Here is a 15,691-nt window from a genome sequence, read left to right as displayed (position 1 = left end):
TCATCACACCCATAAATCGCGCCGCGTAACCGTAGGGCGCGCCACCCCGCGGCTCGGCGCTGACACGGCTCCGCACCAACCGCTCCCAGCCTGCCGCCACACCACGCAAAAGCTGTTGCGCTCAGCCTGTGGCTGGTCGGTCGTGTCAGGAAAAATTATCGGCGCGGCATCTCACCGTGCTACCTCGGTCAAAGCAGCTTCAAATCGCCCGCCATTTGCCGTCCGTCGCGCCCTTCGAGCATCTCGAAGCCGACCTTCTGGTTGTCGGCAAGCCCGGTCAGACCCGACCGTTCCACGGCTGAAATATGTACAAAAACATCTTTTCCGCCGTCGTCAGGGGCGATAAATCCGTAGCCTTTTGTGGTGTTGAACCACTTCACGGTGCCAGTTGGCATGGTCCGTGCCTCCTTTTGCCTTTCAGTCAGTCCCGCATCAGCGGGGTTCGTTCATGCGCGCCAAGACATTTGTCTCAATTTTTGCACGCATGGGTTATGAGATTGCCCTTCAGCCTTGAAAATCAAGACGCCACGGGTGCAAAGCGGTGCAGATGCTGCTTAATTCAACGAAAATGTGAAGGTTGGTATGGAAATATACGGTTTGAAAACCTGTGACACGTGCCGCAAGGCGATCAAGGCGTTGCCTGCGGCGCGCTTTGTCGATGTCCGTGCAGACGGTGTGCCCGAAGACGTGATGGAGCGTGCGCGCGGTGCATTCGGGGCCGCCTTGCTCAACACCCGCTCGACCACCTGGCGCGGATTGTCCGAGGATGAACGGGCCAAGGCCCCCGAGGTGCTGCTTGCTGACCATCCGGCCCTGATGAAGCGCCCGCTGATCGTCGATGGCGATGCGCTGTATCTGGGCTGGACCGGGGACGTGCAAAAGTCGCTTGGTGTCGCCTAGGCGCTCGCGCGCGGGGCAAGGGCACGGTCAAAGGACAGCGGCCCGGCCCCTTTGATCACCAAGAGAAGCAGCAGGAACACCCACAGTGCGCGCTGGTCCATGATCAGGCTGTTTGACGGCGCATCAAACCACGCCCCCAACACAAGTCCGTCGCCCCATTTGTCGTGACCGTTAAGGTCGGTCAGAGATTGCACCACGATGAACCCGATCATTCCCAGCGAGGCCAGGCGCGTCAGCAGTCCGATGATGATCAGCAGTGGCAAGACGAATTCGGCCACTGTGCCCGCTGTGACCACGGCCCAGTGATAAAGGCTCAACTGGGTGATGTCATAACCCACGTTTTCCATCACCTTGGGAAAGATCTGCGCATAGGCCCCGAGCGAGGGTTGGAACACCCCGAACAGCCCGTCACCCACCTTGGTCAGCCCCGACACCCAGAAATAGACGGCCAGCACGGCCGCAAAGAGGAACCGGGCGAGGGTCGGCAGGATCCACTCGGCGCGTTCCAGCGGAGCGAAGATGGCGGTGTGCAGGCGTGTGAGGGCAGTCATAAGTCTATTCCTTTGGGGTCGTGACGTCGGCAATGGCGTTGTTCTGGATCAAGAGGCTGAGCAGCGGCGTGAGGTCGAATGCGGCGTCAATTGCGCCGGCTGCGTCCTGTGCGGCGGCCAGGGATGCGCCGGACATGATGCGCGCGACCCATTCGGTTTGCGCCGGATCAAGCGGATGGGGTTCGGGGTCGAACGCGGCCCGGGTGATCAGTGCGGATTGCGCGCTGGCGCGGGGTTTTGGGGCGTCGTCGATTGTGTTGAAACGCCAGATGTCGACCAGCGGCCAGCGTGAGGCGATCAGCTCAACAGCAGGCGCAAGCGTGAGGGTAGAGGCCATCAGCGCGTCCGGCGACACTGCACCCAACCGTCCGGCATCAAATTCCGGCGCGTCCGCTGCGTGGTAGGACCGCCGCAGCGCCAGTTCCAACCGCGCCACGTCCGGCAGGTACGCAATGTGCGAGAGTGGCGCGAACCCTTCCAGAAAGGCGGGCATCGCGGCGCCATAGTGCATCATCAGCGGTGTTTCGGGGGGATGGGCGCGGGCGAAAAGACGCGCCAGATGGTCAAAGTTTTGCGTGCCGAGCAGCTTGTGCAGGACCGGGAAGGCGGTGCCGAGCGCCTCGATCAGTGCGACGGTCACGTTGTTGCGGTAGACGTCAAACCGTTTGATTGCCGGGCGTCCTTGGGCGTCGCGCAATCCGTCGGGGGGCCGCGCCTCTGGGTCAAGCAAGGCCGATCTGAACTGTGATTGCGTGCCGGTCATGACAGGTCAGCTGGCAACATGCGCGGCAAGGGCCTGCGCCGCGCGGTCCGCTTCGGCGCGCAAGGCGGGCCACTCGGGCACGTCATTGTCCCATTCAACCAGCACAGGGGCAGGGCCGGTGGCGGCCAGCGCGTGCGACAGAAGGGTCCAGACCGGGTCGGCCGTGGTGCATCCGTGGCTGTCGATCAAAAGCGGTGCACCATGTTCGTCCGCATCCTCGGCGTGACCGCCGACATGAATTTCCCCCACAGCGGCAAGGGGATAGGCGTCAAGGTAGCCCTCTGGCGTGTAATCGAGGTTGGTTGCGGAAATGAACACGTTGTTCACATCGAGTAAAAGACCACAGCCGGTGCGACGCACCAGTTCGCCCAGGAACGCCGTCTCGCTCAACGTACTTTCCTCAAAGGCAAGATAGCTCGACGGGTTTTCCAGCAGCATCTGGCGGCCAAGTACCTCTTGAACCTGATCGATGTGATCGGCGACGCGGGTCAGCGTGGCATCGGTATAGGGCAGGGGCAACAGGTCATCGAGAAACTCGGCCCCGTGCGTCGACCAAGCGAGATGCTCGGAAAAGCTGGCCGGTTCCAGCCAGTCGATCAGGGTTTTCAGGCGCGCGAGGTGGTCCGCGTCAAGCGCGCCTTCGCCGCCGATGGACAGGCCGACACCATGCACAGAAATGGCAAAGTCAGTGCGCAGGGCACGCAATTGGGCACGTGGCCGTCCGCCATCACCCATGTAGTTTTCTGCGTGGATTTCCAGCCACTTGACCGAGCCAGGATCGGCGCGCAGGTCGGTGAAATGCTGGGCTTTGTACCCTACTCCGGGGGCCGCAGGCAGGTGGCGCGCGTTTGATGTCGCATCCAGCATGATGTGGCCTTTCCGAATTCGTGGTGATCTGTGCCCCACGCTGCGTTGGGGCACAGATAATTTTGACAGGTGCGCGCTTATGCGGGCAGGTCGCGATCCAGCTCTTCCAGCGAACCGGTGCGTGGTGTGCCGTCGGCCATGGCGGGCAGTTCGATTTCGGCGCATGTGCCTGCATCGACCAGTGTCCACGCGTTGCCCTGGTAATCCGTTACGGATGTGCCTGCGCATGTTGTGCCGGGGCCTGCGGCGCAATCATTTTCGCCTGCAAGGGACACGCCATAGCATTTTTCCTTGCCAGCGGCCTGGGCCGGTGTGGTGGATTGCGCGGCCAGTGCGGCGGCAACTGCGCCCGCAACTGCGAAGGTTTTCATCGTGTTAGACATGTTCAATCTCCCTTTGGATGTTCGTAGCAGAACCTTGGTACACACTGACTAAGACACTTTCGCATCACATTACCACTCACAGCCCCGTGTGTCACAGAGCCGTTACACGATGTCAGGATTCGGGCCTGTTTTGACGTGAAACAGGCCCAATTGTTGCAATTCCAGCCTAGCGTATGTCGGGCGGTGTGGCGTCTTGTGACAATTCGCGTGTCAGTTCATCCAGCGCCTGCACCTTGGTTTGCTTTTCGCCAAGACGACGGACAGTGACAGTGCGTTCTTCGACTTCGCGCGCGCCAACGGCCAGAATGACCGGCACTTTGCCGACCGAATGTTCGCGGACTTTGTAGTTGATCTTTTCGTTGCGAATGTCGGCTTCGGCGCGCACGCCCTGACGGCGCAGGGTGTCCACGACCTCTTGCACATACGCGTCCGCATCCGAAATGATCGAGGCGACAACAACCTGCCGCGGCGCCAGCCAGAAGGGCAGCTTACCAGCCGAGTTCTCAATCAGGATGCCGATGAACCGCTCGAACGACCCAAGACAGGCGCGGTGCAGCATATAGGGGCGATGCTTCGCCCCGTCCTCGCCGATATAGGTCGCGCCAAGGCGTTCGGGCAGGTTGGGGTCGACCTGAAAGGTGCCGCATTGCCACTCACGCCCGATCGCATCGGTCAGTTTGAAGTCAAGCTTGGGGCCGTAAAACGCCCCTTCGCCCGCATCCAGAGTATAGGGATGCCCGGTGGCTTTGATCGCGTTTTCAAGCGCGGCCTCGACATGATCCCAGCTTTCTTCGGACCCGACCCGCTTTTCCGGGCGGGTGGCGAACATGATCTCGAAGTTGTCAAAGCCGAGGTCTTTGTAGACCGAGGACAGGTAGGTGATGAAGGCTGCGCATTCCGCCTCGATCTGGTCCTCTCGGCAAAAGATGTGGCCATCGTCCTGGGTAAAGCCGCGCACGCGCATGATGCCGTGCAGCGCGCCCGAGGGCTCATAGCGGTTGCAGGAGCCAAACTCGGCCATGCGCAGGGGCAGGTCGCGATAGGATTTCAGACCCTGATTGAAGATCTGGACGTGGCAGGGGCAGTTCATCGGTTTGAGCGCATTGATCGCCTTTTCGCGCGCGTGTTCCTCGTCCACTTCGACGATGAACATGTGTTCCTGGTACTTGTCCCAGTGCCCCGAGGCTTCCCACAGCTTGCGGTCCACGACTTGAGGCGTGTTCACCTCGACATATCCCGCAGCCCGTTGTTTGCGGCGCATGTAGTCCTGCAGCTCGGTGTAGATGGTCCAGCCATTTGGGTGCCAGAACACCTGACCCGGCGCCTCTTCCTGCATGTGGAACAGGTTCATCTCGCGACCCAGCTTGCGGTGATCGCGCTTGGCCGCCTCTTCGAGCATATTGAGATGGGCGCGCAGCTTTTCCTTGCCGGTGAAGGCCACGCCGTAGATACGCTGCAGCATCGCGCGATCCGAATCCCCGCGCCAATAGGCACCCGCGATGGACATCAGCTTGAACGCATCGCCCGGCACCTGACCGGTGTGCTGCAGATGCGGACCACGGCACAGGTCTTGCCAGTCGCCGTGCCAGTACATGCGCAACGGCTCATCACCCGGAATCGCGTCGATCAGTTCGACTTTGTAAGGCTCGCCACGGTCCTTGTAATACTGGATCGCCACGTCGCGCTCCCACACTTCGGTGCGGACGGGGTCACGCTTGTTGATGATCTCGCGCATCTTCTTTTCGATCACGCCTAGGTCTTCGGGGGTGAACGGTTCGGCCCGGTCAAAGTCATAGTACCAGCCGTCCTTTATGACGGGGCCAATGGTCACCTGGGTGTCGGGCCAGATTTCCTGTACGGCACGGGCCATGATGTGGGCCAGATCGTGGCGAACCAGTTCATTGGCCTGTTCTTCGTCTGCCATGGTGTGGATGGCGATCTGCGCGTCGCCCTCAATCGGCCAGGCCAGATCCCAATGCTGGCCGTTCACGGTCGCGCTGATCGCCTTTTTTGACAGGGATTTTGAAATACTCTCGGCGACTTCGGCGGCGGTCACACCGGCCTCGTAATCGCGCGCATTGCCATCGGGAAAAGTAAGGGAGACTTGGGCCATATCGGCACTCCTCGTCAGTTTGGCGCCCACGGAACGCCCGGTTGCGGGTTATGTGTGAGGTGGCATTTGGCAGGGGCGTCACGTTTCGTCAAGCGCCCGGTCGGGGTTTGCGCATAAAAGACAGGCGTTGCGGTCTCTTGGCGTCACATTTGACTGTGTGCACAGTATACCATCGCGTGCAGAAAAAACGACTTCTGCGGTGCGATTTGCGACGTTTTGGGCTGGACCTTTCTTGCGCAAACCTTACTTTACAAACCAGTTCACTATCGGAAATTTCTGATCGCAAGAGGAACGCGCAGTGCCCAAATATAACACGACATTCGAACTGAGCATCGAAGAACTCGACCTGATCGAAGACGCGCTGCGGCGCCGTAAACTGGCCCAGACCCAATCGGACCTGAAAGCTGGCAAATCCGGCGATGGTGCGCGCCAGATTCACGAGCTTTTGGGCAAGCTGCACAATCAAAAGACATTCTACCGTCCCGCCAAAGGCACCTATGTCAGCGGCTGATCAAGCCGCACGCTGAAGCGCGGCCCGTTGGCGCCGCGCCGCAGGAACCCACAATTTTCGTAAAATCGCCCGGCCGGTTGGTTGTTCGGATGCGTGCCGACCGTCAGGAAACTGCAGGATTGCGCCCGCGCCTCATCTTTGCACGCACGTACAAGGGCCGCGCCCACGCCATGTCCGCGCGCGTCGCGATGCACAAACAGATGATGCATATCCATGCCACGCACTCCGAATTGCAGTTGTGCCATGGGGACGAGGGCGGCGTAGCCCACGATTTGCGATCCACCTGATGCCACCAGAACAGTGACCCATGGATGTGCCCCAAGTGCATCGCGCGACAGCCTTGCGGCATCGGTGTCGGGGGTGTCGTCATGATGCGCGGCCAGCGCATTGATCAACGTCACGACCTGGCCCACATCAGCCTTGGTCATCTTGCGTATGGTGATGGGCATCCCTGCCTCCTTCTGTCGAACGGGCCACGTTCGGGAAGGCAGAGGAAAAGCCGCACGAACGCGGCTTTGTGGGTGTTACGCAGGCACACCGAAAGCACGCAAGGGATGCGTGCCAGGGCAATAGCGGTGTGCGTTGCAGGTTTTCATGATGCGCACTGAACCGGGATCGCCCGCGCCCGTCAAGGGCACGGGCGCACTGTCAGGCCGCAAAAAATGCCCATGCCATCAACAGGCAACAGATCCAGCCACCGGTAAAGATCAGGGGCCGGCCCGGAAATCGCGCCGTGCCGGTGATGTAACCGACCGCATGGGCGATGCGCAGGATCAGAAACGCAATGCTCGCCCACAGGGTCAGTGCGCTGAACCCGTCGACCCGATCCACCAGCAGGACCAGAATCGCAAAGGGCACGGACTGTTCCAGCAAATTCAGATGCGCGCGATAAGCCCGCCGCACCCACGGGCGATGCACATTTGGATCGGGCGGGATGATGAACCCGTCAGGGGCGTCGGCAGGGATCGACCCGTCAGGTGCCGTGTTCACACCCACGATGTAAGGAATCCAAAGCGATGCCGCTGTCAGCGCCAAAACGCCAAGAATGATCAACTCAACAGCCATGTCTCACGCCTCCGCCCGGTCCATGGGGCCGATATGCGCATCGTCCCCGGTTTCCAGCCAGGTCTTGAGGCCCGAGGCCCAGCGCACCCAGCCGTCAGCCACGCCTTCGCCCGGAACCGCAGGTTCCCCAAGGTCGTAATGTTCAACGGTCAGGCGAATGAATTCGCCCTCGGGCTTGAGCAGGTACAGGACGCGGCTCGCCGGGATGTCCGCCGTTGGGTCCCAGTGCGGCTCAAACGTCCATTCCATTCGGCTTTTCGGGTCCGAAGACAGCAACCGGTTCACCAGCATCGGTGATCCGTCGGGAAACAGCATGGTGATCGCATCACCATCCCGCGTCGCTTTGCTGCAGATAAAATGGTAATGTGGGATCGAATTTTCATCGAGAAGCGCATCCCACAGGCGGTCTTGCGAGGTCTTGATATATGTCTCCATCACGAAATCGGGCTTTGACATTTCGGGGTCTCCTTCGTCTTCAAGCTGAGATTTGAGGTCAAGTACCGCTCGCGCCGCCGGTTTCACCCGATACGGGTCGATCCAGCGGTCAATCGCTTCCTGCAAGGGCAGGGCGTTGAGGTAGTGGTGCTTGAAGCGCCCCACCTTCTTTGTGGTGATCAGCCCCGCCGTCTCAAGCACACCAAGGTGCTTCATCACGCCGAACCGAGTCATGTCGAGCTGTGTTTCCAGCGCTTGCAGGGTTTGCCCGTCGCGTGTGCGCAAACTGTCAAGCAGCGTGCGGCGCGCCGGGTCGGAGAGGGCTTTGAATAGGGCATCCATGGATTGGATATATGTGATTCTATAGTCACGTGACAAGATGGTCACGTAAAAAATCTCCCAGCGTCAGGATGGACAGTGCCCAGTGCCCTGCGCATGATCGCCGCAAGCCAAACGAAGGGGAGGAGCGGACATGGCAGAGCCTGCATATTTGGACACCGCGCAGGGCCGTCGGCTTGCCTATCATCTGTCCGATGGCACCGGACCTACCGTCGTGTTCCTCGGGGGGCTGAAATCCGACATGGAAGGGACCAAGGCGGTGCACCTTGAGGCATGGTGTGCCGCACAGGGCCGCGCCTTTTTACGGTTTGATTATTCCGGTCACGGGTTGAGTTCCGGGGCCTTCGAAGACGGCGGCATCGGGGAATGGGCCGAAGACACGAGCGCTGCATTGGCGGAACTGACGCGCGGCAAACTGATCGTGGTGGGCAGTTCGATGGGCGGTTGGCAGGCGCTGCTGTTTGCGCGCGCACATCCTGACCGCGTGGCCGGACTGGTCACGATCGCCGCTGCGCCCGACTTTACCGAAGACGGGTACGCCGCGTCCTTTACAGACGCACAATGGGCCGCGCTGGAACGGGACGGGCAGGTCGAAATGCCGTCCGACTACATGGAGCCCTATATCATCACCCGCCATCTGATCGAGGATGGCCGCAAGCAGCTTGTCCTGCGGGCACCCTTGCCTTTGCCCTTCCCGGTGCGATGCCTGCAAGGCACGGCGGACACGGCTGTGAGCACGGAAACGGCTGTGCGTTTGCTGAACCATGCCGACAGCCCTGACATACGCCTGTTGCTGGTCAAGGATGCTGATCACCGTTTTTCCGACGGCCCCTGTCTGGGTCTGATAGAGGCGGCGATCACCGAGATACTGGATGCATCAACATGAAGCGGATTGGACGAATGCTGGGCTATGTGCTGCTCTGCCTTCGGCTGCTTGTCGGCGCCCTATGGCTGTTCGGCCCGTACGAAGACGCCACGCTGACCCCGCAATCCGTCACTGTAAACCCTGATCTGGACGCGCATTTTGCGAGTGTCGAAGGCGCATTTGATGACATCACGCCGGGCGTGGAAAAGCGGGTTGTTTGGGCCGGTGATCCGGGCATGCAAACCGAATGGGCGATCCTCTATGTGCACGGCTTTTCCGCCACTTCAGAGGAGATCCGACCGGTTCCGGATCGTCTGGCTGAAGAATTGGGGGCAAAACGAGGCAACAGTTCAGCGGATGCTCGACTGGGTGCGCGGGCTTGAGGTGCAATGATGGAACAGCGGGTATCCCTGATCACGTTGGGCGCACGGGACATGCCGAGGCTGGCGGAATTTTACGAGGCCCTTGGATGGGCGCGCGTGGACAGCCCCGATGGGGTCGTTGCCTTTGATCTGATTGGGCAGACGCTGGGGCTTTATCCGCTTCAGGCATTGGCTGATGACATTGGTTTGGCGGTCGAGGATCTGGGACGCGGGGCGATGACCCTTAGTCACAATGTCCGCGAAAAGGCTGAAGTCACCGCGCTGATGGCGCGCGCCGAGGCAGCTGGGGCGCGGGTGCTGAAACCGGCGTCGGACGTGTTCTGGGGCGGGCATCATGGATACTTTGCCGACCCCGAAGGACATATCTGGGAAGTCGCATGGAACCCATACTCCCCGCTTGGCCCGGACGGCGCGTTTCAGTGGAATGGGGCCACCTGATGCGGCGACCAGCCAGCATGTGGAGCCTTGAAAACCTCGGTCGCGTGCGGCTGTCCAAGCATTTCTACATGCGTGACTTCCTCTATTCTGAAATCGGAAACTTCCACGAAATCAGGAACCTGCCGCGCGACCCTGATCTTGCGATTGAACACGGGCGCATGTTGTGTACGCAACTGCTCGACCCGCTGGAAGAGACATTCGGCCGGGTCGCCATCCGTTCGGGCTATCGCTCGCCCGAACTCAACCAGTATGGCAACGAAAACAAGCTGAACTGCGCGCGCAATGACAATCCGATCGAATGCCACATCTGGGACTGGGGCACGGGCGAGGCGGCGATTGCGGGCACGTCGCTGGCGATCCCGTGGTTCACCGACCGTTATGAGGCGGGGCGCGACTGGCGTGACCTGGCGTGGTGGGTGCATGATCATCTGCCTTACTCGGCGATGTGGTTTTTCCCCAAGCTCTGCGCCTTCAATCTGGATTGGCGGCCAACGCCACGCCGCATGATCGGCAGCTATATCGCGCCAAAAGGGTTGCTGTTGCGGGCAGGGGAAAGCCCGGGTGAACCGCTGGAACAGCGCCGGAAACGCTATGCTGACTTCCCGCCGTTTCGCGGAATCGCATATCCCTGAAATGTGACAACATCTTGGGCTTGCCGCGCCGCACCTGACAAGCCATTGTGGCGATCAAGGCAGTGTGCGGGACAGGGGATAGTGCAAGTGATGAGGCTGGGGGATGGCTGAACCGCTGGTTTTACTTCCGGGGATGATGTGCGATGCGCGCCTGTTTGGCCCGCAAATCGCTGAGTTGTCGCCGGAGTTTTCAATCATGGTATCGCCCGTGACCCGTGGCGAGCGGATCGAGGAAATCGCCAGCGGTCTGCTGGACGAATTGCCCGCCCGTTTTGCCCTTGCCGGACTGTCGATGGGCGGGATCGTGGCGATGGAACTGCTGCGCCGCGCCCCGGACCGCATCACCCGGCTGGCGCTGATGGATACAAGCCCGTTGGCCGAAACACCGCAGGCCTCGACGGCGCGCGAACCTCAGATCGTCAAGGTGCGCACGGGTCGGCTGCACGAATTGATGCGGGACGAAGTGTTGCCTTCCTATCTTGGCCCGGGCCCGTATCGCACCGAGATCACGGAGCTGATGCTGGACATGGCCGATGTCCTTGGCCCCGATACCTTCGTGCGCCAGTCCCGCGCGCTGCAACGCCGCCGCGACCAGCAGGGAACACTGCGCAAATGCAAGGTGCCGACGCTGGTCCTGTGTGGTGAACACGATGAACTGTGCCCGGTCAAACGCCACACGTTCATGGCTGAACTGATCCCCGGTGCCGAATTGTGCGTTCTGGAACATGCAGGGCACGTGCCCACGCTTGAAGCGCCTGCAGAGACGACGCAGGCATTGCGCAACTGGATGCGGCAACCGCTCATTTTGCGTTAGGTTTCTAGCTTGAAGCGGCAGAAGGCGTCGCCGCTGCGCGCTCGTCCTTCGTCAGGACATAGATTTCGCTGGTCGGTTCCAGAGTATCGGGATCAAAGAATGGCGTGTTTTTCCACGTGCCCGTAATCCGCGCAGGCACAGCGTGGCGCAACAGGGAGCGGATCGCGTGCCCCAAGCCTTCGCTGCGCGATGTGCCGTCGTCTTTCTGGATGTTCGCGCGGGTTTTAACGGGGCCCAGCGGTGTGGCATCGGGCGTGCGGTCCATAAAGAACGCGGCAAAGGCGATCTTGGGCTTGCGCAAAGTGTTGAACAGCATCGCGCCGCAGCAGCGGGCATGCCAGCGCAGAATGCCCTTGGGCGAAAGGGAAAAGACCGCCAACTGATCCTGCCCTGCGTCAAAGCGGATGCGATCCGGTGTGGTTTGGTAAAGATGCACCGGGGCATCAGGCACAGTGCCATCGGGCGAGGCAAAGGTGACAGCGGCGCGACAGTCGTTGCAATAGCAGTCAATCCGGTTGCCGTTCTCGGGGCTGACCCCGCGCAAAACACCGTGCACCTGACCGCAGTCACATTTGAATGGCAGATCAACACCCGCCATCGCCGTTATGCCGCCCGGTTCTTGTTCGCCGGTTTCTTCTTCGCCGTCTTGGGCGAATTGGCGTCGATGAATTCCAGCACGAGGGGCCGGATGTTGTTGCGCCAGCTTTTCCCGGCAAAGATGCCGTAGTGGCCCGCACCTTCTTCGACATGGCTCGCCTTTTTCTCGGCGGGCAGGCCGGTGCACAGATCAAGGGCTGCAATGCATTGGCCGGGGGCCGAGATGTCGTCATTGGTGCCTTCGACAGTTTTCACAGCCACGGTCGTGATCTTGCCGATATCAACCGCTTTGCCCGCCACGGTAAATTCATTCTTGGCGATTTCGCGGTTCTTGAAGATGCGATCCACGGTCGACAGGTAAAATTCCGCCGTCATGTCCATCACGGCAAGGTACTCGTCGTAGAATTTGTTGTGCTTGTCGTGATCGCCCGCTTCGCCGCGCGCGACGGCGCTGATCTGGTCCTGAAACGCCTTGGCGTGCTTTTCGCCGTTCATCGACACGAACGAGGCGAGTTGCAGCAGGCCGGGATAGACCATGCGCCCCACGCCTGGGTACTTGAACCCCACGCGCTGGATCATGGTTTCCTCAAGCTGGCCCATGGTGACGCGGCGGCCGAAATCGGTGACATCCGTGGCGTTTGCATCCGGGTCGATGGGGCCGCCGATCAACGTCAGCGAACGTGGCTGCGCCTTGGGGTCTTCCTCCGCCAGATAAGCGGTGGCGGCCAGCGTCAGCGGAGCAGGCTGGCAAACGGCGATCACATGGGTGTCGGGGCCAAGGTGGCGCATGTAATCGACAAGGTAGAGCGTGTAATCTTCGATATCGAACTTGCCGGCGCTTACCGGGATGTCGCGCGCATTGTGCCAGTCCGTGACATAGACCTCGCAATCGGGCAGCAGCGACATCACGGTCGAGCGCAGCAGCGTGGCATAGTGGCCCGACATCGGCGCAACCAGCAGCACCTTGCGGTCCCTCGGTTTGCGCCCAGTCACGTTGAAGTGGATCAGATCGCCAAACGCTTCGGGCACGACCACATCGATGGTGACAAGGTGGTCCTTGCCGTCTTCACCGGTGATCGACGGAATGCCCCAGTCGGGTTTGACGACCATGCGCTGGAACGTGCGTTCGGTCACCTCACCCCATGCGCGCATCCATTCCATGCCCGGGTTTGGTATCATCGAAAATGCGGGGTAACTGCCAATCGCCTGTGCTGTCGCACCAAGCCATTGATTGGTGTTTCGCAGTGTTTCCATCAAGTCGTAGTTGATCATGTAGCGCATCGCGCTCTCCTTGACACTCTGGGGGCGGGTGCGCACGAAACCCGCGTTGGACTCAGTGTCGCTTTGCCCCCTGAAACATGCGACCATACATTGGCACCAATTGGGCGGACCCAAATGCTGCATGTGCAAAGACTACGAGGAAGACGTTAATATGACAACCAAGACGACGCATGACACAACAAATGGTGTAGTCTCGGGCGAAAACCTCGACAAATTGAACACAAATCTCAAGAAAGTCGAGGAACTGACACAGCGACTGACGCAGGTTATGTCGCACCGCAGCATGCACAATGCGGCCCTTGATGGCCCGAATCAGGAGCTGTTCTCCAAGGCCGCCACCGCCTATTGGAGTGAGGCCCTGCGCGACCCGGCCAAGGTGCTGGAGCACCAGTTGCAGTTCTGGTCGAAGTCCGTCACCCATTTCGTTGAAGCCCAGCAAGCGCTGGCCTCCGGCAAGCTGCAGGCCCTGGCCGATCCCGGCCCCAAAGATCGCCGTTTCGTCAATCCGCTCTGGGACACGCATCCCTATTTCAACTTCGTCAAGCAGCAGTACCTGATCAATGCCGCCGCCGTAGAACAAGCCATCGACGATGTCACCGACATGGACGCCAAGGAAAAGCAGCGCCTTGCCTATTTCAGCCGCCAAATCCTTGACCTGATGGCGCCGACCAACTTTCTGGCCACCAACCCGGATGCGCTGGAAAAGGCGGTCGAGACGGAAGGGCAGTCGCTGGTGCAGGGGCTGGAGAACCTGATTTCCGACCTTGAGGCCAACAATGGCGAGCTGATCGTGAAGCTGGCCGATGACAAGGCGTTCGAGCTGGGCGGCAATATCGCCACCACGCCCGGCAAGGTCGTCTACCGCAACAAGATGATGGAGCTGATCCAGTATACGCCGACCACCGAAAAGGTGCACAAGCTGCCGCTGGTCCTGTTCCCGCCATGGATCAACAAATTCTACATTCTGGACCTCAAGGAACAGAACAGCATGGTCAAATGGCTGGTCGGACAGGGGCACACCCTGTTCGTGGTCAGCTGGATCAACCCTGATGCGGCCTATGCCGGTGTGGGGCTTGAGGACTATGTCGAGGACGGTTACCTCGCTGCGATCCGTGAGGCCAAGGCGATCACCGGCCAGAAACAGGTCAACGCCATCGGCTATTGCATCGCGGGCACCACGCTGGCGCTGACCCTGAGCCTGCTGAAACAGCGCGGTGACACGTCGATCAAGTCCGCCACCTTCTTTACGGCCCTCACCGATTTCGGTGATCAGGGCGAATTTGCACCCTTCCTGACAGATGACTTCATCGATGGGATCGAGGCCGAAACGGCAGAGAAAGGCATTCTGCCCTCTGTCATCATGGCACGCACATTCACGTTCCTTCGTTCCAATGATCTCGTCTACACACCCGCGATCAAAAGCTACATGATGGGGCAAACGCCGCCCGCCTTCGATCTGCTTTACTGGAATGGGGACGGGGCCAACCTGCCTGCCAAGATGGCGATGCAGTATTTGCGTGGCCTGTGTCAGCGCAATGAACTAGCGGACGGCGGGTTTGACCTGCTGGGCCATCACCTGACGCTGGATGATGTCGAAGTCCCCTTGTGTGCCATTGCGTGCGAGACGGATCATATCGCGCCCTGGAAAGACAGCTATCGCGGCGTGCAGGCGATGGGGTCAAAGGACAAGACGTTCATCATGACCCAGTCGGGGCACATCGCGGGCATCGTCAATCCGCCAACCAAGAACAAGTACGGGCACTACACCAACGAGGATCTTGGCCTCGATTATCAGGACTGGGCGGAGAGTGCGGAGTTTCACGAAGGGTCGTGGTGGCCGCGCTGGGGCGCCTGGCTGAAAAAGCGGGCAGGGGCGCAGGTTGCGGCCCGAATCCCCGGCACTGAGTCGCACCCTGTGCTGTGTGATGCGCCCGGAACATACGTGACCGTCAAGGCAAAACCCTAAGCCTGCAAGGGATTTTGCGAGCCTTTCCTTAGGGTTAACTTTTTTGCTGCAGTGCAGCGAAAATACTTGAAATGCTGCGGCGCAGCATCTATGTTCTGTTTCAGGAATTAAACCGTGGGTCCTCCCCCACACCTGAACACAAAGGACTGATACAATGGCTAAGACACAAGACATGAGCGCGATGTTCAAAGACGTTATGGGTTCTTTCCCCGTCGACACAGCATCCATGGAAGACGCCTTCAAAACAGCGACTTCGCTGAACGAAAAACTGAGCTCCGTCGCGATCGACGCAGCTGAGAAATCGACAGAAATCTCGTCCAAGTGGACCAAAGAGACTCTGGCAAAAATGTCCGACATGGCGAAAGCCAAAGCCGAGCCTGCCGACTACGCCAAAGCAATGACCGACTTCGCGTCGTCCTATGCTGAAGTGACAGCCGAGCACATGGCCGCCTTCGCTGAAGTCGCGAAAAAAGTCCAAATGGACACAGTCGAGCTGATGATGGCCGCTGGCAAAGACATGAGCGAAGACGCATCTGCCGCCGTGAAAAAAGCCACAGGCGACATGACAGCTGCTGCCAAGAAAGCTGCCGCTGCCAAGTAAGCGTTCAAGAAATATCGCGCCCTACTTCCTCCCTGATCGGGTGCGATGACTTTGGCGGGTCCCCCGGGGCCCGCCTTTTTCTTTGGGTCTGACCGATGGGTTTTTCCCCTGGATGTTATCGATTGGCAGGCTTGCTGTTCGCGCGATGCAGAGGTGCCATCCGTGCGCCGGATACCCGCCATTCTCA

Annotated in this window: 20 protein-coding genes; 9 read left to right on the top strand and 11 right to left on the bottom strand. The window is 60.0% G+C overall.

Annotated elements, in window-relative coordinates; genetic code table 11:
* Positions 1 to 188 precede the first annotated feature (188 nt).
* Positions 189 to 395: a cold-shock protein gene (locus tag ACERZ8_RS19535; RefSeq protein ID WP_407593835.1), complete on the bottom strand. Its 207-nt coding sequence runs from the start codon at positions 393 to 395 to the stop codon at positions 189 to 191.
* A 187-nt stretch (positions 396 to 582) separates the two neighbouring features.
* Between ACERZ8_RS19535 and ACERZ8_RS19530 the strand changes: the two genes are divergently transcribed.
* Positions 583 to 900 (top strand): ArsC/Spx/MgsR family protein, encoded by a 318-nt coding sequence (locus ACERZ8_RS19530; RefSeq protein WP_407593834.1) that lies wholly within the window; start codon positions 583 to 585, stop codon positions 898 to 900.
* Here ACERZ8_RS19530 and ACERZ8_RS19525 read toward each other — a convergent pair.
* The 5 genes from ACERZ8_RS19525 to thrS form a co-directional block, all read right to left on the bottom strand.
* Complete coding sequence (locus tag ACERZ8_RS19525) at positions 897 to 1,451, bottom strand: DoxX family membrane protein (RefSeq protein ID WP_407593833.1); 555 nt, start codon at positions 1,449 to 1,451, stop codon at positions 897 to 899. The two genes, ACERZ8_RS19530 and ACERZ8_RS19525, sit on opposite strands and share 4 nt — an antisense overlap.
* A gap of 4 nt (positions 1,452 to 1,455) precedes the next feature.
* Positions 1,456 to 2,214 carry an HvfC/BufC family peptide modification chaperone gene (locus ACERZ8_RS19520; protein WP_407593832.1) on the bottom strand — a complete coding sequence of 253 codons (759 nt, stop codon included), beginning with the start codon at positions 2,212 to 2,214 and terminating at the stop codon, positions 1,456 to 1,458.
* 6 nt (positions 2,215 to 2,220) lie between these two features.
* Positions 2,221 to 3,081, bottom strand: a complete 861-nt coding sequence (gene bufB, locus ACERZ8_RS19515) for an MNIO family bufferin maturase (RefSeq protein WP_407593831.1) — start codon at positions 3,079 to 3,081, stop codon at positions 2,221 to 2,223.
* A gap of 77 nt (positions 3,082 to 3,158) precedes the next feature.
* Complete coding sequence (locus ACERZ8_RS19510) at positions 3,159 to 3,464, bottom strand: BufA1 family periplasmic bufferin-type metallophore (protein ID WP_407593830.1); 306 nt, start codon at positions 3,462 to 3,464, stop codon at positions 3,159 to 3,161.
* Between the two features lie 166 nt (positions 3,465 to 3,630).
* Positions 3,631 to 5,577 carry a threonine--tRNA ligase gene (gene thrS / locus ACERZ8_RS19505; protein WP_407593829.1) on the bottom strand — a complete coding sequence of 649 codons (1,947 nt, stop codon included), beginning with the start codon at positions 5,575 to 5,577 and terminating at the stop codon, positions 3,631 to 3,633.
* 298 nt (positions 5,578 to 5,875) lie between these two features.
* Here thrS and ACERZ8_RS19500 point away from each other — a divergent pair, with 298 nt between their 5' ends.
* Positions 5,876 to 6,088 carry a hypothetical protein gene (locus ACERZ8_RS19500; RefSeq protein WP_407593828.1) on the top strand — a complete coding sequence of 71 codons (213 nt, stop codon included), beginning with the start codon at positions 5,876 to 5,878 and terminating at the stop codon, positions 6,086 to 6,088.
* Here ACERZ8_RS19500 and ACERZ8_RS19495 read toward each other — a convergent pair.
* From ACERZ8_RS19495 to ACERZ8_RS19485, 3 genes are all read right to left on the bottom strand, one after another.
* Positions 6,073 to 6,537 (bottom strand): GNAT family N-acetyltransferase, encoded by a 465-nt coding sequence (locus ACERZ8_RS19495; protein ID WP_407593827.1) that lies wholly within the window; start codon positions 6,535 to 6,537, stop codon positions 6,073 to 6,075. The two genes, ACERZ8_RS19500 and ACERZ8_RS19495, sit on opposite strands and share 16 nt — an antisense overlap.
* A gap of 199 nt (positions 6,538 to 6,736) precedes the next feature.
* On the bottom strand, positions 6,737 to 7,153 hold the full coding sequence (locus ACERZ8_RS19490; protein ID WP_407593826.1) for an MAPEG family protein: 417 nt from the start codon (positions 7,151 to 7,153) through the stop codon (positions 6,737 to 6,739).
* 3 nt (positions 7,154 to 7,156) lie between these two features.
* Positions 7,157 to 7,930 carry an ArsR/SmtB family transcription factor gene (locus tag ACERZ8_RS19485; RefSeq protein ID WP_407593825.1) on the bottom strand — a complete coding sequence of 258 codons (774 nt, stop codon included), beginning with the start codon at positions 7,928 to 7,930 and terminating at the stop codon, positions 7,157 to 7,159.
* Between the two features lie 130 nt (positions 7,931 to 8,060).
* Between ACERZ8_RS19485 and ACERZ8_RS19480 the strand changes: the two genes are divergently transcribed.
* The 5 genes from ACERZ8_RS19480 (at position 8,061) to ACERZ8_RS19460 (ending at position 11,059) form a co-directional block, all read left to right on the top strand.
* Positions 8,061 to 8,813 (top strand): alpha/beta fold hydrolase, encoded by a 753-nt coding sequence (locus tag ACERZ8_RS19480; protein WP_407593824.1) that lies wholly within the window; start codon positions 8,061 to 8,063, stop codon positions 8,811 to 8,813.
* A complete protein-coding gene (locus ACERZ8_RS19475; protein WP_407593823.1) occupies positions 8,810 to 9,175 on the top strand; it encodes a hypothetical protein in 366 nt (121 codons plus the stop codon). The genes ACERZ8_RS19480 and ACERZ8_RS19475 overlap by 4 nt, the downstream gene beginning before the upstream one ends.
* Before the next feature lie 9 nt (positions 9,176 to 9,184).
* Positions 9,185 to 9,613, top strand: coding sequence for a VOC family protein (locus ACERZ8_RS19470; protein WP_407593822.1), 429 nt, complete (start codon positions 9,185 to 9,187; stop codon positions 9,611 to 9,613).
* A gap of 17 nt (positions 9,614 to 9,630) precedes the next feature.
* Positions 9,631 to 10,245: a hypothetical protein gene (locus ACERZ8_RS19465; RefSeq protein WP_407594322.1), complete on the top strand. Its 615-nt coding sequence runs from the start codon at positions 9,631 to 9,633 to the stop codon at positions 10,243 to 10,245.
* Between the two features lie 103 nt (positions 10,246 to 10,348).
* A complete protein-coding gene (locus ACERZ8_RS19460) occupies positions 10,349 to 11,059 on the top strand; it encodes an alpha/beta fold hydrolase (RefSeq protein WP_407593821.1) in 711 nt (236 codons plus the stop codon).
* A gap of 4 nt (positions 11,060 to 11,063) precedes the next feature.
* Here the strand turns inward: ACERZ8_RS19460 and ACERZ8_RS19455 are convergent, their stop codons facing one another.
* A complete protein-coding gene (locus ACERZ8_RS19455; protein WP_407593820.1) occupies positions 11,064 to 11,657 on the bottom strand; it encodes a DUF6151 family protein in 594 nt (197 codons plus the stop codon).
* A gap of 5 nt (positions 11,658 to 11,662) precedes the next feature.
* On the bottom strand, positions 11,663 to 12,937 hold the full coding sequence (phaZ, locus tag ACERZ8_RS19450; RefSeq protein ID WP_407593818.1) for a polyhydroxyalkanoate depolymerase: 1,275 nt from the start codon (positions 12,935 to 12,937) through the stop codon (positions 11,663 to 11,665).
* 151 nt (positions 12,938 to 13,088) lie between these two features.
* Here phaZ and ACERZ8_RS19445 point away from each other — a divergent pair, with 151 nt between their 5' ends.
* Both ACERZ8_RS19445 and ACERZ8_RS19440 read left to right on the top strand, forming a co-directional pair.
* The gene (locus ACERZ8_RS19445) at positions 13,089 to 14,903 is read left to right on the top strand and encodes a PHA/PHB synthase family protein (RefSeq protein WP_407593817.1); all 1,815 of its coding nucleotides are present in this window, start codon (positions 13,089 to 13,091) and stop codon (positions 14,901 to 14,903) included.
* Between the two features lie 154 nt (positions 14,904 to 15,057).
* Positions 15,058 to 15,504 (top strand): phasin family protein, encoded by a 447-nt coding sequence (locus ACERZ8_RS19440; RefSeq protein ID WP_407593816.1) that lies wholly within the window; start codon positions 15,058 to 15,060, stop codon positions 15,502 to 15,504.
* Positions 15,505 to 15,691 lie beyond the last annotated feature (187 nt).

The organism is Tateyamaria armeniaca, assembly GCF_045797845.1.
GTDB classification, from domain to species: Bacteria; Pseudomonadota; Alphaproteobacteria; order Rhodobacterales; family Rhodobacteraceae; genus Tateyamaria; species Tateyamaria armeniaca.
Note: the sequence above shows the minus strand (reverse complement) of the source record. Positions and strands in the feature narration are given on the sequence as shown.